The organism is Micromonospora sp. NPDC047738, assembly GCF_040642675.1.
Lineage (GTDB): Bacteria > Actinomycetota > Actinomycetes > Mycobacteriales > Micromonosporaceae > Micromonospora.
Map to the genome: position 1 here is coordinate 1 of NZ_JBEYSO010000006.1, position 18,373 is coordinate 18,373.

Here is an 18,373-nt window from a genome sequence, read left to right on the forward strand (position 1 = left end):
ACCACCAACATCACACCGGACCGGCCCCCACCAGCCCGGCGATGCCCCCTGCACAAGACCCGCCCTGGTCAGGCTCATTTTCCGGTCAGACGCTGCGGGTGACCTTCTCCGTGGCGGTGCGCGAGTCGAGGCGGGCGGGGTCGAGGTTGCCGCAGAGGACCAGGCTGGCGCCGGCGGCCAGCGGGGCGAGGAGCCAGTCGACCGGGTCGGGGTGCCGCCCGGTGTCGACCAGCAGCCGGTCGCCCGGGGTGAGGCAGAGCTCCGCGCCCCGGGCCTCCGCGCGGGCCAGCAGCTCCGCGTCCCCGTCGCCACCCTGCGGGTACGGCGTGAAGTGGTCGCCGTGGCCGCGTACCGCCGACACGAAATCGGCGAAGCCCGGCGGCACCTGCCGCATCGGCAGGGCGAACGGGTCGAGCGCGAGCGCGTACCGCTCGCCGGCCGACCAGGCATTCGCCTCGTCGACCCGGTCCGCCGCGGCGAAGAGCACGTCCACGGCACCCGGGGCGTCGACCACGGTCAGCTTCGCCGACCAGCAGCCGAGCAGCACGGCGGCGGTCTGCCAGTGCGGGGGCAGCAGCACGGCCGCCGGGTCGCCGGGGGCGAGGGCCACCTCGTCGACGAGCAGGTTGGCCGTCTTGGCCACCCAGTTCGCCAAGGTCGCCCCGGACAGCTCGGTGCGCTCGCCCGTGGCGTCGTCGTACCAGGTCAGCAGGGGGCGCGTGGGGTCGGTCGCGATCGCGTCGGCGAAGACCCGGGCAATGTTGTCGGCCATCGTCGCGAACGATACGCGCCGGTGGCCCGTACTCGATGGCAAGGACAAGTCGGCGTACCGTCGGGTCGCAGTCACCGCCGGGACCCCGGCCCGGCGTAGGCTTGCCGACAGTGTTGTTCCCCACAGCCGACAGCCTGAGGAGTCGCCCCGTGACCGCCGGTCGCCCGCCCCGCGTGCTCATCGACGCCACGAGTGTCCCCGCCGACCGTGGCGGCGTCGGTAGATACGTCGACGGTCTGCTCGGCGCCCTCGGCCGGGTCTGCGGCTCCGGCGTGGATCTCGTCGTGGTGAGCCTCCGCACCGACCTGGAGCGCTACACCCGGATGCTGCCCGGGGCCGAGGTCATCCCCGCCCCGGCGGCGGTCGCGCACCGTCCGGCCCGGCTCGCCTGGGAGCAGACCGGCCTGCCGCTGCTGGCCCAGCAGGTGGCGGCGGAGGTGCTGCACTCGCCCTTCTACACCTGCCCGCTGCGGGCCGGTTGCCCGGTGACGGTCACCGTGCACGACGCGACCTTCTTCACCGAGCCGGAGCACTACGACAAGTCCCGGCGGACGTTCTTCCGCAGCGCCATCAAGACGTCGCTGCGCCGCGCCGACCGGGTGATCGTGCCGAGCAAGGCCACCCGGGACGAGCTGATCCGCCTGCTGGACGCCGACCCGACCCGGATCGACGTGGCCTACCACGGGGTCGACCAGGCCGCCTTCCACGCCCCGAGCGAGGAGGAGAAGGCCCGGGTCCGCGCGCGCCTCGGGTTGGGCAGCAGCAGCTACGTCGCGTTCCTCGGGGCCAAGGAGCCGCGCAAGAACGTACCCAACCTGATCCGGGGCTGGGCCCGCGCGGTGGCCGACCGGGACAACCCGCCGGCGCTGGTCATCGCCGGGGGCCAGGGGCATGACGACGACATCGACCGCGCGGTGGCCGAGGTTCCGTCGCACCTGCGGCTGCTCCGCCCGGGCTACCTGCGCTACGCCGACCTGCCCGGCTTCCTCGGCGGTGCGCTGGTCGCCGCCTACCCGTCGTACGGCGAGGGGTTCGGGCTGCCGATCCTGGAGGCGATGGCGTGTGCCGCGCCGGTGCTGACCACGCCGCGGCTCTCCCTGCCCGAGGTGGGTGGCGACGCGGTCGCGTACACCAGCGAGGACCCGGACCAGATCGCCACCGACCTGACCGCCCTGCTGGACGACGAGCAGCGCCGGCTCTCCCTGGCGAAGGCCGGGTTCGACCGGGCGAAGGAGTTCACCTGGGAGTCCAGCGCGGAGGTGCACATCGCCGCGTGGAGCCGGGCTCGGGCCTGACCTGTCGGATGCTCGTCCGCCCGACGTGGCGTCCGTGCCGTGGTGGTTCGGGCATGATGTGCTGATGTTCTACGCCGTCATCCCGGCGGGGGGCAGTGGCACACGATTGTGGCCGCTGTCCCGGGCCGGCCATCCCAAGTTCCTCCACCCGCTGACCGGTACCCCGGCCTCGCTGCTCCAGGCGACGGTGGACCGACTGTCGCCGTTGACCACACCCGAGTGCACGCTGGTGGTCACCGGGGCCGCGCACGTCGCGGCGGTGGCCCGGCAACTGGCTGGCCTGCCAGAGGAGAACATCCTGGTCGAGCCCTCGCCGCGCGACTCGTGTGCGGCGATCGCGCTGGCGGCGGCCGTGATCGCGGAGCGCGAGCCGACGGCGGTGATGGGCTCGTTCGCCGCCGACCACCTGATCGGCGACGCCGCGTCGTGGGCGGAGACCGTACGCCAGGCGATCCGCGGCGCCGAGCAGGGGCTGCTGATGACGGTGGGCATCACCCCGACCCGGCCGGAGACCGGCTACGGCTACCTGGAGACCGGCGAGCCGACGGGCGACGGTCCGCTGCGTCCGGTGCTCGAGTTCAAGGAGAAGCCCGCCGCCGAGGTGGCCGAGGGATACGTCCGCTCCGGACGGCACCTCTGGAACGCCAGCATGTTCGTCTGGCGGGTGGACGTCTTCCTGGCCGAGCTGGCCCGGCAGCAGCCGGCCCTGCACGCCGGGATCGTCGCGATTGCGGCGGCGTGGGGGACTCCGGAGCAGGACGACGTCCTCGGCACCGTCTGGCCGACCCTGCCGAAGATCTCCGTCGACTACGCGGTGATGGAGGGCGCGGCGACCGCCGGGCGGGTGGCCACCGTACCCGGTGACTTCGGCTGGAACGACGTCGGCGACTTCCACACCCTCGGCGACGTGCTGCCCGCTGACGCGGACGGCAACGTGGTGCTGGGCGCCGACGCCAAGCCGGAAGTCCTGCTGCGGGACAGCAGCGGCTTGGTGGTGGTGCCGCACTCCGGCCGGCTGGTGGCCGCCCTCGGCCTCCGCGACCTGATCGTGGTGGACACCCCGGACGCGCTGCTGGTCTGCCCGCGGGACCGGGCCCAGGACGTGAAGAAGCTGGTCGACGAGCTGAAGGAGCGCGGCGAGGAGGGCCTGGTCTGACCGGGTCGTGCGCCCCCGCCGGGCCGCCGGGTCAGCCGGCGGCCCGGCGGGCCAGGGCGGCGAGGGCCGGCGCGACGAGCTGGACGGTCCCGTCGGCCAGTGGCTCGGGCAGGCGGTCCGGCGGGAACCAGCCCAGCGCCTCGGACTCGTCGCTGACCCGCTCGGTCGCCCCCGGCGGGGCGAGCACCGTGAACCGGACGTCGTAGTGCAGTGACCCGCCCTGGCAGGCGACCGGGTGAATGTCCACGTCGATCGGCTCAGGGTCGACCGTCAGCCCGGCGATCCCGGACTCCTCGCCGGCCTCGCGTAGCGCGGCGGCGGCCAGGGTCGGGTCACCGGGTTCGCAGTGCCCGCCGAGTTGTACCCATTTGCGGAACTTACCGTGCAGGCAGAGCAGCACCCGCGCGCCGGTGTGGTCGAGCACCAGGGCGCTCGCGGTGACGTGCCCGGCCCGGTGGGCGCGGCTCATCGCCACCGGCCCGGCGGACAGCAGCTCCAGGGTCCGGTCCCGGGCCAGGGCGGCCGCCGGGCTGGTCGGCGTCCAGTGGCTCAGCAGCGCGGTGGCGTCGGCGTGCAGGTCGGCGTACGTCGGGAGGTCGGTGCGGGTCTCGGGCACTCCGACACTCTACGAGCGCGGTCTTCGTACCCTGGCCCGGTGACCCTGCGACTCGTCGAGTTCGTCGTGGCCGGCAACGAGGCCAGCGACCTGTTGCCGGTACGCTCCCCGGCGCTGCTGCGCGCCCACGGCGCCCGCCGGGGTTTCTGGACCGTGTTGGACGAGGGCCCGGTGGAACGCTGCCTGGCCCTGCTGGTGGAACGCCACGACGGCGAGTGGGTGGCGCATCACGTGGCCGCCGACGCCGGCCGGGAGAACGGCCGCACCGAGGACGGCGAGGCCCTCGCCCACCACGACGGCTGGGTGTACGTCTTCGGCTCGCACTTCGGGTCGAAGGCCGGCCCGCTGCGGCCCCGCCGCGCGTTCGTGGCCCGGTTCCGCGAGGAGGACGCCGCCTACGGGACACTGCCGGTGCACGTGGTCCGCAATCAGTTCCGGCTGCACCGGGCGGTCAACGACGCCCTGGCCGCGGCCCCGCTGACCCCGCTGCCGCCCGGCGACCGGGTCCGGCACCGGTTCATCGTGGAGACCCTGGCCCGGGGCACCGCCCGGGCCAAGAGCTGGGTGCGCCGGCTCGCGCCCGACGACGTGCCGCTCAACGTCGAGGCCGCCGCGTTCACGCCGACCGGGACGGTGCTGCTCGGGTTGCGTTTCCCGGTCACCGCCGAGGGGGAGCCGATCCTGGTCGAGCTGGCCGGGGTGCCCGACATGTTCGGCGCCCAACCGGGCTGGCCCCGGCCGGTCGGGGCGTACGCCCTGACCGGGGTGACCCCGCCGGGCGCGCTGACCGGCTTCCGGGCCGTCACCCCCACCCCGGACGGCGGGTACGCGGCGGTGATCGGGTCGATCGACGCGTTGGGCAAGGGTTCGGTGCTGTTGGACGATCATCCGCACGGTGGTGCGGTGACCTCGCGGCACGTCCGGTTCCGGTGGGACGTCACGCCGGACGCGCGGGTGGCGGGCAAGCTGGTGGCCGAGCTGGCGCCGTTCCACCACGTGGAGGGGTTGGCCGAGCTGGACGGGCGCTGCTACTACGTGACGGACGAGGACCACCGGGTGGCGCTCTGGATCGACTGAGACGACCGCGCCAGGTCGGACGACCGGATGGCATCTCTGCGGAGAACCCGCCGCAGACCCTCGTGATGCCGTCCGGTCGTCCGTCTCCCCGGGTCCCGGGTGGGGTGCAACCACCGTCCCGAGCCGGATGGGCAAGGGAAGCATGCCCAACCGGCCCCGTTGGCGTCGAGGTTTTTCAGCCCACGCTTAAAGATGGAGATTAGTGCCGCCGGGTACAGTGCCACTGGTGGCGGGCTCTCCCTCTGTCCGCCCCCGGGAGCGCTCCATGCTGAAGATCATCTTCTCGAGCGAGGACATCCTGCGGACCAGGGTGGCACCCGCCGCAGACCCGGTCTGGGAACTGGTCCTCAGCCTGCACCTGCTCCAGGGTCGTGGACGTGACCCCCTGCTGACGCCATGGCGACGCACCGTGGCCAACACCCTCCGGATGGAGGAGAGCGCCGGGGAACGTTTCCGTCTCCTCCTGGCCCTCAACCCACCCCGCGGCTACTTCCCCGACTTCCTCACCCCGTACGCCAGCAAGGACGGCCTGGCGGCGGGGCTGGAAGCGGTCCGGGGCACCCCGGTCGACATGCTGCACCGGGACCTGACCCGGCTGGCCGAGGAGAACGTCCTGCCCGCCCCGGCCGCCGGGCTGGCCCGGGGCGAACCCGAGGTGCTGCGCCACCTCACCGGCTCGATGGCCCGCTACCAGGAACTCGCGGTCACCCCGTACTGGTCCCGGATCCAGGCCGCCGTGGAGGCGGACCGGGCGCGGCGGGCCCGGGCGATGCTCGACGGCGGGGCCGAAGGGCTGCTGGCCAGCCTCCGGCCCAGCATGCGGTGGGCGGACGGGGTGCTCGAGGTCCTCGACTATCCGGACACCCGGGAACTGCACCTGGACGGCCGGGGGTTGCTGCTGGTCCCGTCGTTCTTCTGCGCGCGCACCCCGGTCGCGCTGGTCGACCCGGCGCTGCCGCCGGTGCTGGTCTATCCGGTCGACCGGCTCGGCGGGCTCACCCCGGCGCCCGGGCTCGGTGTCCGGCGGGACGCCGACGGCGCCAGCCGGGAGGCCCTGGCCGCCCTGCTCGGCCGCACCCGCGCCGCCGTGCTGGAAGCCGCCGACGAGGGATGCACCACCGGCGAGATGGCCCGCCGGCTGCGCATCTCCGCCGCCGCGGCCAGCCAGCACACCAGCGTGCTGCGCAACGCCGGACTGCTGGTCAGCCACCGTGACCGCAACACCGTGCTGCACACCCTGACCCCGCTCGGCCGCGCCGTCCTCGACGCCTGACCAATTGCGCCGGGCCGGTTGGCTGCCGCCAGGTCGGCGAGGTGGCGGGGTCGGCGGGATCCGGACCCCGCCGGCTCGGCGACGTGGCGCGGCATCAGGGGCCCGGCCGGGTCGGCGAGTGGGGGACGGGCCCGAGACCGGAGCGGTGGTCAGAGGGCCAGGGCGGCGCTGGCGGTGCTGCCGGCCGGCGGCGGGAACACCGCCGAGGAGATGCCCTCCGCGGCCAGCGCGGTCCGCAGGCGCTGCAGGTCGGCGCCGAAGCGCACCAGGTCGCCCTGGTCGACCGGGGCCGGCGGCGCCCCGAGCACGAGTCCGCTCGCGTGCGCGGGCCAGCCGGGCACGCCGGCGACCATGCCGGCGCGTACCTCGGCGTCGGTGACCTGGGTGAAGACCGTGCCGGGCGCGACCACCCCGGTGACCGCGGCGATCGCCCGGTCGACGGCGGCCGGGTCGGCCGGCGACGGGCCCGGGCCGTCGGCGAGGAGCGCGGCCTCGCGCAGCCCGGCCGCCTTCGCCTCGGCGGTGCCCAGCGAGAAGAGGTCCAGGGCGGCCTCCCGGACCAGCACCCGGGCACCCTCGCCGTCGTCGGCCCCCGCCACCCCCAGGTAGCCGCGGACGACCGCGACCGGTACCTGGTCGCACTTGCCCTTGATCAGCTCACCGGCGGCGGCCAGCTCGTCCACCACCGCCATCTGGGTCAGCTGGAGCTCGTTGCCGTACGGGTCGATCTCCCCCCGGTGGTCGCGGATCGCCGGCATCCCGGCCACGCCGAGCGCCACGTCGGTCAGGCCGTTGCGCCACGGCCGGCCCATGGTGTCGCTGATGATGACCGCGACGTCCAGGTGGTACCGGTCGCGTAGCGCGGCCCGCAGCGCGCGGGCGGACGCGTCCGGATCCCGGGGCAGCAGCACCAGCCGGGTCTTGTCCACGTTCGAGGCGTCGATGCCGGCGGAGGCCATCACGAACCCGTGGTGGGTCTGCACGATCCGGGTGGCACCCCGGGCCGCCACCACCCGTGCGGTCTCCGCCGCGAGCACCTCGTCCCGCGCGGCGAGCCGGTCGGGCCCGTCCGCCGGCACGTCGACCAGCCGGCCCTCCGCCTTCGACACGATCTTGCTGGTCACCACCAGCACGTCCCCGTCGCGCAGCCACGGCGCCGCAGTGGCGATCATCGCCGCCAGGTCGTCGCCCTCGGTCACGTCGCCGATGCCCGGCACGGGCAGGATTTCCAGTCTCACACCAACTCCAACGCGGCCCGGACCATCGCCGCCGTCGCCGCCTCGTCGATCATCCGCAGCGGTGCCGACCGTACGGAGGCGTCCGGCACCAGCGTCCCCTCGTCCTCGGGCGCCACCAGCCAGCCGTCGAGCAGGCCGCCCGCCGACCGGCCGCCGTAGAGGCCGCCCACCCCGGCCGCGCTGCACTCCACGCCGAGCACGGCGAGGCAGCGGTCGGCCATGCCGCGTACCGGCGCGCCGCCGATGATCGGGGACACGCCGACCACCGGGGCTGGCCCGTCGGTCACCGCGTCGCGCAGACCCGGTACGGCCAGGATCGGGGCGATGCTCACCACCGGGTTGCTCGGCGCGATCAGCACCACGTCGGCGGAGCCGATCGCCTCCAGCACACCCGGCGCCGGCTTCGCCGTGTCCGCGCCCACGAAGACGAACCGGTGCGTCGGGATGTCCGCCCGGTACCGCACCCACCACTCCTGGAAGTGGATCGCCCGCTGCCCCTCGTCCCCGTCGACGACGACGTGGGTCTCCAGCCGGTCGTCGGTGGCCGGCAGCAGGGTCAGCCCCGGCTCCCACCGGGTGGCCAGCGCGGCCGTCACGGCGGACAGCGGGTAGCCGGCGTTGAGCATGGTCGTCCGGACCAGGTGGGTGGCGATGTCCTTGTCGCCCAGGCCGAACCAGGCGGGCTCCGCGCCGTACGCGGCCAGCTCGGACTTGACCGTCCAGGTCTCGCCCACCCGGCCCCAGCCCCGCTCCGGGTCGGCGCCGCCGCCCAGCGTGTACATCACACTGTCCAGGTCGGGGCAGACCTTCAGCCCGTGCAGCAGCAGATCGTCGCCGACGTTGACCACGGCGGTCACCTCGGCCCCCACCTCCCGGGCGTACGCGCGGACCCCGAGCAGGAACCGCGCGCCCCCGATCCCGCCGGTCAGTACCACGATGCGCATGGCTCCATCCTTCCCTACGCGCCGCCGTCGCCCGGTCAGTGGCCGGGGGACTGTGCGGGAAGCGGAAGCGAACCGTCCGAACCGCTCAACTATGAGCAACCAGTAGGAAGCAGGCTAGGCTCAGTCGGCACCTGTCCGTTTTCGTCCCCAGGGGGAGTTCGTGACCAGCCCCGCCGAGCCCGCGTCCGGCGACGCCACGCAGGCCAGCCAGTTGACCAAGCCACTGCGCGAACTGGCCGCGCTCGTCCTGCTCGGCGCGAACGCCGTGCTGCTTTTCGTCGGCCTGCTGCGCCTGCTGGTGCCGATGGACGGCTACAGCACCTTCAGCGGTCGGGCGGGGAGTGCCTTCTTCATCTTCGTCGGCGTCGAGTCGGCCGTGCTGCCGGTGTTGGCCGTCCTGCTCGCCACCCACGTACGCCCGGCGCTGCCCAAGGCCAAACTGATCACCCAGGCGGCCCTCGGCGAGTACGCCCTCGCCGCGTTCTTCGGCGCGCTGACCTTCCTGGTTTGGCTGGTCGGCCGGCTCGCCGAGGCCGAGGTGCTGGATGCCTTCCTCGGCCTGCTCACCCGGCTGGCCTGGGTGGCGATCTTCGGGGTCGCCGCCTTCGTGGTCTTCAAGGTCTGGCGCACCCTCTACTACGTCCCCCGGCCGAAGCCGCAGCCCGGCGTGTACGGGCAGCCGCAGCCGCAGCCGGGCTGGCCGCAGCCGCCGGCCGGCTACCCGGCGCCGGGCCAGCCGGGCGGTTACTCCGCGCCCGGTCAGCCGGGCGGTTACCCCGCGCCCGGCCAGCCGGGTGGCTACCCCGTCCCGGGCGGGTACGCGCCCGGCGGGCCGGCGAACCAGCCCGGCGGCTACCCGCCGCCCGGCCAGCCGGGCCAGCCGCAGTCGGCGCCGCCGTTCAACACCGCCCCGCCGCACGCCCCGCAGTCCGCGCCGCCGTTCGGGGCTCCGCAGCCGGCACCGCACCCGGCGCCGCCCTTCGGTCAGCCGCCGTCGGCAGAGCCGACCCAGGCCATCCCGCGCCAGCCAGCCGAGCCCGGCCAACCGACCACACCGGACAGCGACCGTACCCAGCGCTTCGACCGGGACGACCCGAACCACCCGCGCTGACCGCTTGAGATCACGGTCAGCACTCGCACGGGAAGGGTGGCCGCCCCACGCCGGGAGGCCACCCTTTCCGTGAGTCGGCGGCCACGGCGCCGACGTAGCCGACGTAGCCGACGGCGTCCACCGGGCGCGGGCACGGCGTGGGGTGGATGGGCAGCGCATAGGGTGGACGGATGGTTGATCGCACCGGGTCCGTCCCCACCGAGGCGAGCGTCCGGCGGGCCCTGGGCCGGGCCGCGACCGGCCGGGCGCTGGACGTCGACGAGGCAAGCGCCCTGCTCACCGCGCGCGGCGAGGCGCTGGACGAGCTGCTCCGGATCGCCGGCGAGGTACGCGACGCGGGGCTGCGGGAGGCCGGCCGCCCCGGGGTCGTCACCTTCTCCAAGAAGGTCTTCATCCCGCTGACCCGGCTCTGCCGGGACCGCTGCCACTACTGCACGTTCGCCACGGTGCCGCACCGGCTCCCGGCCGCGTACCTGGAGAAGGACGAGGTGCTGGCGATCGCCCGGGAGGGCGCCGCGCAGGGCTGCAAGGAGGCCCTGTTCACCCTCGGCGACCGCCCCGAGGAGCGCTGGCCGGCGGCCCGGCAGTGGCTGGACGAGCGCGGCTACGGGTCCACCCTCGACTACCTGCGGGCCTGCGCCGTGGCGGTGCTGGAGGAGACCGGCCTGCTGCCACACCTCAACCCGGGCGTGCTCTCCTGGTCGGAGCTGCAACGGCTGAAGCCGGTCGCGCCGAGCATGGGCATGATGCTGGAGACCACCGCGACGCGACTCTGGTCGGAGCCGGGCGCCCCGCACTACGGCTCGCCGGACAAGGAGCCGGCGGTCCGGCTCCGGGTGCTCGACGACGCCGGCCGGGTCGGCGTGCCGTTCACCACCGGCATCCTCATCGGCATCGGGGAGACCCTGGCCGAGCGGGTCGACGCCCTCTTCGCGATCCGCCGGGCCATGCGGGAGTACGGCCACCTCCAGGAGGTGATCGTGCAGAACTTCCGCGCCAAGCCGGACACCGCGATGCGCGGCATGCCCGACGCGGAGCTGCACGACCTGGCCGCCACGGTGGCGGTGGCCCGGGTGCTGCTCGGCCCGAAGGCGCGCATCCAGGCCCCGCCGAACCTCATCGAGGGCGAGTACGCGCTGCTGTTGCGCGCCGGCATCGACGACTGGGGCGGGGTCTCGCCGGTCACCCCGGACCACGTCAACCCGGAACGCCCCTGGCCGCACCTCGACGAGCTGGCCCGGCAGACCGCGCAGGCCGGCTTCACCCTGCGCGAGCGGCTGACCATCTATCCGGAGTACGTCCGGGCCGGCGACCCGTGGCTGGACCCACGCCTGCTGCCGCATGTCATCGCCCTCGCGGACCCGGCGACCGGGCTCGCCGTCGAGGCGGCCCGCCCGGTCGGCCGCCCCTGGCAGGAGCCGGAGGAGGTGTTCGGTGGGCGTACCGACCTGCACGCCACCATCGACACCACCGGGCGGACCGGGGACCGGCGTGGCGACTTCGACAGCGTCTACGGCGACTGGTCGGCGGTCGCGGGCAAGGTCAGCGTACCGACGGGCGGATCGAGCGATCCCGACCTGCGCGCGGGCCTACGGCTGGCCGCCGAGGACCCGGCGGCGCTGCTCGATCCGGCGCACGAGGCGAAAGCGCTGGCGCTGTTCGGCGCGGACGGGCCGGCGCTGGACGAGCTGTGCCGGATCGCGGACGACGTCCGCCGGGACGCGGTCGGCGACGACGTCACGTACGTGGTCAACCGCAACATCAACTTCAGCAACGTCTGCTACGTCGGCTGCCGCTTCTGCGCCTTTGCGCAACGGGAGCGGGACGCCGACGCGTACCGGCTCTCCGTCGACCAGGTCGCCGACCGGGCCGAGGAGGCGTGGGCGGCCGGCGCCACCGAGGTCTGCCTGCAGGGCGGGATCGACCCGAAGCTGCCGGTCACCGGGTACGCCGACATCGTGCGGGCGATCAAGGCCCGGGTGCCGGGGATGCACGTGCACGCCTTCTCTCCGATGGAGATCGTGACCGCGGCCGCCAAGGCCGGCGTACCGGTGAAGGAGTGGCTGCTCCAGCTCCGCGAGGCCGGCCTGGACACCATCCCCGGCACCGCCGCCGAGATCCTCGACGACGAGGTCCGCTGGGTGCTCACCAAGGGCAAGCTGCCGGCCGCCGCCTGGGTCGAGGTGGTGAGCACCGCCCACGAGCTGGGCATCCGGTCCAGCTCCACGATGATGTATGGCCACGTCGACCACCCGGGCCAGTGGCTCGCCCACTTCCGGGTGCTGGCCGGCGTGCAGGACCGCACCGGCGGGTTCACCGAGTTCGTCGCGTTGCCGTTCGTGCACACCAACGCGCCGATCTATCTTGCCGGCATCGCCCGCCCCGGCCCGACCTGGCGGGAGAACCGGGCGGTGCACGCGATGGCCCGACTGCTGCTGCACGGCCGGATCGGCAACATCCAGTGCTCCTGGGTGAAGCTGGGCGACGAGGGCACCGTGGCGATGCTCCAGGGCGGCTGCAACGACCTGGGCGGCACGCTGATGGAGGAGACCATCTCCCGGATGGCCGGCTCGGGTAACGGCTCGGCCCGGACGGAGGAGCAGCTCAAGGCGATCGCCGCGGCGGCGGGCCGGCCGGCCCGCAAGCGGACGACCGCGTACGGTCACGCCGGCGCCTGACGGCGGACCTTTTCCGCTGGCGGCCGTACCAGTGGATGCCGGCGGCGGGTGGCCCGAACTTCTTCGAGTTCGGCGACGACGTCCGGAACGGGATTCACATCGACAACGACGGCGACGGTTATCCGGATGTCACCTGTCGTTTCGAATTCACCACCGAGATCACGATTCCGAGCAGCTTTCTTTACCACACCGGACCGATCTCGTCGCTGAACAGCGGCAACGAGACCGTCGTGCCGATGTCCAGGATGGACCTCTGGAACCGGCTGCCTGCCCTCGAAGGACCAGCGGTTCGCCCAGTTCGTCGGGCGTTCCGAGCGGGCCGTGTCGCTGCCCGTGCCGTTGGTGGGCCAGGCGTTCACCCCGGGACGCGGCGGCAGCCGCGGTCACTCCGGGCTCAGCGCCACCGACGTGGCAGCCGGGCCGGCCGGGTCGGGTCGCGCACCCCACTCGGGGGTGCGGGAGCGCCACATCCGCGACGGGGTGTTCCACAGTGCCGTCGAACCGGTACTGGTGGCGGGTCTCTGTACCGTCTGGTGGGACGACCGGACGCTGGCCGGCCCGATCTCCGTCACCGGCGGCGCGATCGCCGAGTTCGTCCGGCCGACCAGCGCATCGCCGGGGGCGAACTGATCGTCCGGGTCCCGTTCGCCGTCGCGCTCCGTCCACGATCTGGACGGGGCGCGGTCGGCGATTCCGGGCTCGACGGGCGATACGGCGGGAGCCGCGTTATCTTTGCGCACCAGACTGCTGATCTTGGACGGTGTCGCGACGGCCGCCCGGGTACGGCCCGCCGGAGCCTCCACCGGGGGCCTCCGTCGGTGTCCACTCCGGTACGCCACGGCAGAAAACTTCGGACAACTCGCCGGAGAAGGCGTTACTCGTCCGGGGTCTGAATCGATAGGGCAGGTTGCGAGGCCCGGACGGCTGAGATGGCCGACCGGAACGTGTCGGGAGGGCGACTCCATTATCAAGTTCGGCTTGACGGCGCACGCATTACACGCGTGTAATTTGAATGGGGTTGTTCGCACGGAACGCAACAAATTGCGACCGGGCGGACAAGCACGCCTTTCGCGTGGGGGGTTGCAGCGGCGATGACGCCGGTGCGCGACAAGGAGGCATCTGATGGACGGCCAGCTCGAGGTGGCCGACCTGCTCGGAAACGCGCCGGAGTGGCAGGAGCGGGCGCTCTGCTCGCAGACCGACCCGGAGGCGTTCTTCCCCGAGAAGGGCGGCTCGACCCGCGAGGCGAAGCGAATCTGCTCGCGGTGTGAAGTCAAGACGGAGTGCCTGGAATACGCCCTGGGGCACGACGAGCGGTTCGGGATCTGGGGCGGGCTCTCCGAGCGGGAGCGGCGGAAGCTGAAGCGGCGGGTCGCCGCCTGACGCGTACCGGGCCTGGGCGGTGGGGGCCGCCCGGCTCGGGCCGACAGCTCGGCCGGTGGGGGCCGGCCGGGGTGCGGCAACGCGGGCGCGGCTCAGGCCAGCTCGTCGGGGTCGACCCCGAGCAGGTTCGCCACCTGCTCGATGATCACGTCGTGCACGAGGTCCGCGAGGTCCTCGCGATCCATGGCGCGGAACTCCAGCGGGCGCCGGTAGAGCACGATCCGGGGTGGCACCTCCTGCCGACCGGGGCGCCCGGGCAGCAGGCGGGCCAGCGGAACCTCGCCGTCCTCCAGCACGTCCGAGTCGTAGACGTTCAGATCCGGTGGGACGTCCTCGACCGCGAACTCGACGCCGGCCAGTTCCTTGGCGAATCGTCGTTCGAGGGTCTCGACCGTGTCCAGCACCAGGTCGTCGAAGACCTCGGCCTTGGTCCGGGCCAGCGGTACGGTGGCCGGCACCAGCCGCCCCCGCAGCCCGCGCCCGTGGCGGTCGCGGTGGGTGCGCCGGCCGGAGCCGGGGCGGCGGTTTTCCGGACTCGTCATGACGCACAGGGTAGCCCGCACCACCGGCTGGCCCGCCGTTGCGTCGCTGGTGCGGCGTGCCGATGATCCGATCGGACGAATTGTGATCACCAAGACGGGCGTGTCGCAACGCGAAGCGGTGCGCCGGAGCCGGTAATGGAGATACCCTGCCGCCGTGAGGTCACCACGGCGCTGCTCCCGTAACGGCTGCCCCCGGCAAGCGGTCGCCACATTGACCTATGTCTACAACGAGTCGACGGCTGTGGTGGGGCCGCTGGCGGCCTTCGCCGAGCCGCACACGTACGACCTCTGCGAGCCGCACGCCCGGAGTCTGACCGCTCCGCGCGGCTGGGACGTGGTCCGGCACGAGGGCGAGTTCGAGCCGCCGCCGCCCACCACCGACGACCTGGTCGCGCTGGCCGAGGCGGTCCGCGAGGCTGCCCGCCCTGCCCCGCCCCGCCCCCCCGAGAACGACCAGGCGGTGGCCCAGGGCCCCCAGCAGACCGGCCGCCGCGGCCACCTCCGCGTCATCCCCCCCACCCACTAACCCCGCACCCCCCGCCGCCCGCCCCCGCGGCCCCCTGCGCATGCCCCGCTCCTCCCTCCCGCCGCGCCGTTGATCATGAAGTTGGCGGCAGTGGCGGAGATCAAGAACGCCGCCAACCTCATGATCACCGAGTTCGGGCGGGGCGGGGGAGGGGCGGGAGGGGTGGGGGTTAGTGGCCGAGGAGGCGGGAGAAGGCGGCGGCGCGGCGGGACGGGCGGCCGGTGCGGAGTTCGGCCTCGTCGGCGGAGAACATGAGCTTGAGGCCGGCGTTCACGGCGAGCCAGCGCAGCGGCTCGGGCTCCCAACGCGGGGAGCGGTGGTTGACCCAGGGGAGTTCGGTCAGCTCGCTCGCCTCGCCCCGGATCAGGTCGGCCAGGGTACGGCCGGCGAGGTTGCTGGTGCCGACGCCGTCGCCGACGTAGCCGCCGGCCCAGGCGAGGCCGGTCGCCCGGTCCAGCCCCACCGAGGCGGTCCAGTCCCGGGCGACGCCGAGCGGCCCGCCCCAGGTGTGGCTGATCGGCGCCGCCGGCCCGAGCACCGGGAAGAGTTCGCCCAGCACCCGGCGCAGGGCCGCGAAGACCCGGGGCTCCCGGTCATAGTCGGGGCGGACCCGGGAGCCGAAGTGGTAGGGGGCGCCCCGCCCGCCGAAGGCGAGCCGGCCGTCGGCGGTGCGCTGGCCGTAGATAATGACGTGCCGGAAGTCGGAGAAGGTTTCCCGCTCGGCCAGCCCGATCTCCGCCCAGGTTTCCGCCGGGAGCGGCTCGGTGGCCACCATCAACGAGTAGACCGGCGCGACGGCCCGCCGCTGCCCCGGCAACCCGGGGGTGAATCCCTCCGTCGCGCGGACCACCACCGGCGCCCGGACCACCCCCGCGGGGGTCACCGCCGCGCCGGGGCGCACCGCCGTGACCCGGGTCCGCTCGAAGATCCGTACGCCCCGGCGTTCCACTGCCCGGGCCAGTCCGCGGACCAGCTTCGCCGGGTTGACCGCGGCGCAGTGCGGGGTGTACGTGCCGCCGAGTACCCCCTCGGCCCGGCAGCGGGCGGTGGCCGCGGCGGCGTCGAGCAGCACCAGGTCGTCGTCGGCCAGTCCGTGCTCGCGGGCCTCGGCGACGGCGGCCCGGGCCCGGTCGAGTTGGACCTCCGTGCGGGCCAGCACCACGGTGCCGGCGGCCCGCCAGTCACAGTCGATCCCCTCGGCGGCGACCACCCGGCCGACCTCGCGGACCGTCTCGTGCATGGCCCGTTGCATGGCGAGCGCCCGGTCGCGGCCGTGCCGGCGGGTCAGCGCGGGCAGCGAGGTGGGCAGGAGGGCCGAGCACCAGCCGCCGTTGCGCCCCGAGGCGCCGTACCCGGCGATCTCCTGTTCCAGTACCACGATCCGCAGCGACGGGTCGGCCGCCGCCAGGTAGTACGCCGTCCACAGCCCGGTGTAGCCGGCCCCGACGAGCACCACGTCGGCGTCGGTGTCGCCGGGCAGCCCGGGGCGTGGCGTCAGCGGCTCGTCCACGCTGGACAGCCAGTACGACAGGTCCTGGTAGCGCATCACCACTCCGGCGGGGGCAGGTCGTGCCGCAGCCGCGGATCGGGCTGCGGGGTCCCGTACGCCTCGACGACCGGCACCACTCCGGCCCAGACCGGCCGGTCGAGGTCGTCCTCGGGGTCGTCGGGCGGCCCGGCACTGATCTTCACCGAGCACTCGTCGAGCGGCAGGGCGAGCACCAGCGTGGCGGCCAGTTCCTTGGCCGAGGGCGGCCGGATCCGCGCCCAGCGGCCGGGCAACAGGTGCTCGGAGAGCCGTTCCAGGGCGGCCAGCTTCTCGGCGCCGTCGAGCACGCCGAGGCAGCCGAGCACCATGGCGCACCGGTAGTTCATCGAGGACTCGAAGGCGCTGCGGGCCAGCACCAGCCCGTCGAGCAGGGTGACCGTGAGGCAGGCCGGGGCACCGGCGGCGAGGTGCCGGAAGAGGCGGCTGCCGGTGGAGCCGTGCACCAGCACCCGCTCCCCGTCCCGGGCGTACGCGACGGGCAGCGCGTACGGCTGGACGCCGTCGGCGATGGCGAGATGGGCGACCCGGCCGGCGTCGAGGACGGCGTGCAGGGCCGCCCGGTCGTGGACGGCGAGGTCGGGCAGCCGGCGTACCCGGGTCCGGTCGGTGCCGCCGACGGCGGCCCGGCTCGCGCCGTCCCCGCCGGCGGCCGCGGGACGGGGCCGGTCCGCGCGGTCGCGAGTCCCGGCCCCGTCCGACCCCGAGCCGGCGGTCAGAGGCGTGCCCATGCCTCGGTCAACACGGCGCGCAGGATCTGCTCGATCTCGTCGAACTGCTGCTGCTCGGCGATCAGCGGCGGGGCCAGCTGCACCACCGGGTCGCCCCGGTCGTCGGCGCGGCAGTAGAGCCCGGCCTGGAAGAGCGCGGTGGACAGGAAGCCGCGCAGCAGCCGCTCCGACTCGGCGTCGTCGAAGGTCTCCCGGGTCGCCTTGTCCTTGACCAGCTCGATGCCGTAGAAGTAGCCGTCGCCGCGGACGTCCCCGACGATCGGCAGGTCGTTGAGCTTCTCCAGGGTGGACCGGAACGCGTCCTCGTTGGCCCGGACGTGCCCGACCAGGTCCTCGCGGGCGAAGACCTCCAGGTTGGCCAGGGCCACCGCGCAGGAGACCGGGTGGCCGCCGAAGGTCACCCCGTGGGCGAACATGCCGGTCTCGGTGAGGAACGGCTCCATCAGCCGCTCGCTGGCGATCATCGCGCCGAGCGGGGCGTAGCCGGAGGTGATGCCCTTGGCGGTGGTGATGATGTCGGGCTGGTAGCCGTACCGGGTGGCGCCGAAGTATTCGCCGAGCCGGCCCCAGGAGCAGATCACCTCGTCGGAGACGAGCAGCACGTCGTACGCGTCGCAGATCTCCCGGACCCGCTCGAAGTACCCGGGCGGCGGCGGGAAGCAGCCGCCGGAGTTCTGCACCGGCTCCAGGAAGACCGCAGCGACCGTGTCCGGCCCCTCCCGCTCGATGGCGCGGCCGATCTCCTCGGCGGCCCAGCGACCGAACGCCTCCGGGGAGTCGCCGTGCTCGGGGGCCCGGTAGAAGTTGGTGTTCGGCACCTTGATGCCGCCGGGGACCAGCGGCTCGAAGTCGGACTTGATGCCCGGCAGGCCGGTGATCGACAGCGCGCCCATCGAGGTGCCGTGGTACGCGATGTAGCGGCTGACCACCTTGTGCTTGTTCGGCTGGCCGGTGCGCTTGAAGTAGGCCCGGGCCAGCTTCCACGCCGCCTCGACGGCCTCGGAGCCGCCGGTGGTGAAGAAGACCCGGTTCAGGTCGCCGGGGGTCAGCGAGGCGACCTTCTCGGCCAGCTCGACGGCCTTCGGGTGGGCGTACGACCAGAGCGGGAAGTAGGCCAGTTCGGCGGCCTGCTTGGCGGCCGCGTCGGCGAGTTCGGTCCGGCCGTGCCCGGCGTTGACGACGAAGAGCCCGGCGAGTCCGTCCAGGTAGCGGCGGCCCTGCGAGTCCCAGACGTAGGCGCCCTCGCCGCGCACGATCGTCGGTACCTCGCCGGCGGAGTAGCTGGCCATCCGGGTGAAATGCATCCAGAGGTGGTCGGTGGCGTTGGCCATGTCAGCCCCATCGGGTCTCGGGCCGGTCAAGGGGTGAAACCGGCCGCTCTGCCCACGGTTATCCCACAGTCCGTGCCGCCGAAGCAAGTGGGATCGGTAGCCCAGTGGCGTCTAGGCGACGGAATTAGCGTGCTGTTGGGTTGATGGCAACGGA

17 protein-coding genes and 1 pseudogene are annotated in these 18,373 nt (G+C 73.8%); 10 read left to right on the forward strand and 8 right to left on the reverse strand.

Annotated features, from left to right (window positions below; all coding sequences use genetic code 11):
• Nucleotides 1-85 precede the first annotated feature (85 nt).
• On the reverse strand, nt 86-772 hold the full coding sequence (locus ABZ783_RS11995; RefSeq protein ID WP_357436514.1) for a TIGR03089 family protein: 687 nt from the start codon (nt 770-772) through the stop codon (nt 86-88).
• Between the two features lie 149 nt (nt 773-921).
• Between ABZ783_RS11995 and ABZ783_RS12000 the strand changes: the two genes are divergently transcribed.
• Both ABZ783_RS12000 and ABZ783_RS12005 read left to right on the forward strand, forming a co-directional pair.
• On the forward strand, nt 922-2,067 hold the full coding sequence (locus ABZ783_RS12000) for a glycosyltransferase family 1 protein (protein ID WP_357436516.1): 1,146 nt from the start codon (nt 922-924) through the stop codon (nt 2,065-2,067).
• A gap of 64 nt (nt 2,068-2,131) precedes the next feature.
• The gene (locus tag ABZ783_RS12005) at nt 2,132-3,223 is read left to right on the forward strand and encodes a sugar phosphate nucleotidyltransferase (protein ID WP_357436518.1); all 1,092 of its coding nucleotides are present in this window, start codon (nt 2,132-2,134) and stop codon (nt 3,221-3,223) included.
• Nucleotides 3,224-3,254: 31 nt separating this feature from the next.
• Here the strand turns inward: ABZ783_RS12005 and ABZ783_RS12010 are convergent, their stop codons facing one another.
• Nucleotides 3,255-3,839, reverse strand: a complete 585-nt coding sequence (locus ABZ783_RS12010; protein WP_357436520.1) for an NUDIX domain-containing protein — start codon at nt 3,837-3,839, stop codon at nt 3,255-3,257.
• A gap of 39 nt (nt 3,840-3,878) precedes the next feature.
• Between ABZ783_RS12010 and ABZ783_RS12015 the strand changes: the two genes are divergently transcribed.
• On the forward strand, nt 3,879-4,916 hold the full coding sequence (locus ABZ783_RS12015; protein ID WP_357436522.1) for a hypothetical protein: 1,038 nt from the start codon (nt 3,879-3,881) through the stop codon (nt 4,914-4,916).
• A gap of 265 nt (nt 4,917-5,181) precedes the next feature.
• Nucleotides 5,182-6,189, forward strand: coding sequence for a winged helix-turn-helix domain-containing protein (locus ABZ783_RS12020; RefSeq protein ID WP_357436524.1), 1,008 nt, complete (start codon nt 5,182-5,184; stop codon nt 6,187-6,189).
• A gap of 149 nt (nt 6,190-6,338) precedes the next feature.
• Here the strand turns inward: ABZ783_RS12020 and ABZ783_RS12025 are convergent, their stop codons facing one another.
• Nucleotides 6,339-7,427: a coenzyme F420-0:L-glutamate ligase gene (locus ABZ783_RS12025; protein ID WP_357436526.1), complete on the reverse strand. Its 1,089-nt coding sequence runs from the start codon at nt 7,425-7,427 to the stop codon at nt 6,339-6,341.
• Complete coding sequence (gene cofD / locus ABZ783_RS12030; protein WP_357436528.1) at nt 7,424-8,371, reverse strand: 2-phospho-L-lactate transferase; 948 nt, start codon at nt 8,369-8,371, stop codon at nt 7,424-7,426. The genes ABZ783_RS12025 and cofD overlap by 4 nt, the downstream gene beginning before the upstream one ends.
• A gap of 160 nt (nt 8,372-8,531) precedes the next feature.
• Between cofD and ABZ783_RS12035 the strand changes: the two genes are divergently transcribed.
• From ABZ783_RS12035 to ABZ783_RS12055, 5 genes and pseudogenes are all read left to right on the forward strand, one after another.
• A complete protein-coding gene (locus ABZ783_RS12035) occupies nt 8,532-9,482 on the forward strand; it encodes a hypothetical protein (RefSeq protein WP_357436530.1) in 951 nt (316 codons plus the stop codon).
• Nucleotides 9,483-9,652: 170 nt separating this feature from the next.
• Nucleotides 9,653-12,160, forward strand: coding sequence for a bifunctional FO biosynthesis protein CofGH (locus ABZ783_RS12040; RefSeq protein ID WP_357436532.1), 2,508 nt, complete (start codon nt 9,653-9,655; stop codon nt 12,158-12,160).
• A gap of 35 nt (nt 12,161-12,195) precedes the next feature.
• A pseudogene (locus ABZ783_RS12045) lies at nt 12,196-12,381 on the forward strand (DUF4331 family protein); the annotation flags it as partial.
• 100 nt (nt 12,382-12,481) lie between these two features.
• A complete protein-coding gene (locus ABZ783_RS12050) occupies nt 12,482-12,790 on the forward strand; it encodes a phospholipase (RefSeq protein ID WP_357436533.1) in 309 nt (102 codons plus the stop codon).
• A gap of 492 nt (nt 12,791-13,282) precedes the next feature.
• Complete coding sequence (locus ABZ783_RS12055; RefSeq protein WP_013284161.1) at nt 13,283-13,543, forward strand: WhiB family transcriptional regulator; 261 nt, start codon at nt 13,283-13,285, stop codon at nt 13,541-13,543.
• A 92-nt stretch (nt 13,544-13,635) separates the two neighbouring features.
• Here the strand turns inward: ABZ783_RS12055 and ABZ783_RS12060 are convergent, their stop codons facing one another.
• Entirely contained in the window at nt 13,636-14,085 is a 450-nt protein-coding gene (locus ABZ783_RS12060) for a metallopeptidase family protein (RefSeq protein WP_091260118.1), read from the reverse strand.
• A gap of 154 nt (nt 14,086-14,239) precedes the next feature.
• Here ABZ783_RS12060 and ABZ783_RS12065 point away from each other — a divergent pair, with 154 nt between their 5' ends.
• On the forward strand, nt 14,240-14,611 hold the full coding sequence (locus ABZ783_RS12065; RefSeq protein WP_357436534.1) for a DUF3499 domain-containing protein: 372 nt from the start codon (nt 14,240-14,242) through the stop codon (nt 14,609-14,611).
• Nucleotides 14,612-14,780: 169 nt separating this feature from the next.
• Here ABZ783_RS12065 and ABZ783_RS12070 read toward each other — a convergent pair whose 3' ends face one another.
• The 3 genes from ABZ783_RS12070 to ABZ783_RS12080 are packed head-to-tail and all read right to left on the reverse strand — an operon-like array spanning nt 14,781 to nt 18,219.
• Nucleotides 14,781-16,157 (reverse strand): FAD-dependent oxidoreductase, encoded by a 1,377-nt coding sequence (locus ABZ783_RS12070; RefSeq protein ID WP_357436536.1) that lies wholly within the window; start codon nt 16,155-16,157, stop codon nt 14,781-14,783.
• Nucleotides 16,157-16,888 (reverse strand): pyridoxamine 5'-phosphate oxidase family protein, encoded by a 732-nt coding sequence (locus tag ABZ783_RS12075; protein WP_357436538.1) that lies wholly within the window; start codon nt 16,886-16,888, stop codon nt 16,157-16,159. Before ABZ783_RS12075 ends, ABZ783_RS12070 begins: the two co-directional genes overlap by 1 nt.
• The gene (locus tag ABZ783_RS12080; protein WP_357436540.1) at nt 16,873-18,219 is read right to left on the reverse strand and encodes an aspartate aminotransferase family protein; all 1,347 of its coding nucleotides are present in this window, start codon (nt 18,217-18,219) and stop codon (nt 16,873-16,875) included. Before ABZ783_RS12080 ends, ABZ783_RS12075 begins: the two co-directional genes overlap by 16 nt.
• Nucleotides 18,220-18,373 lie beyond the last annotated feature (154 nt).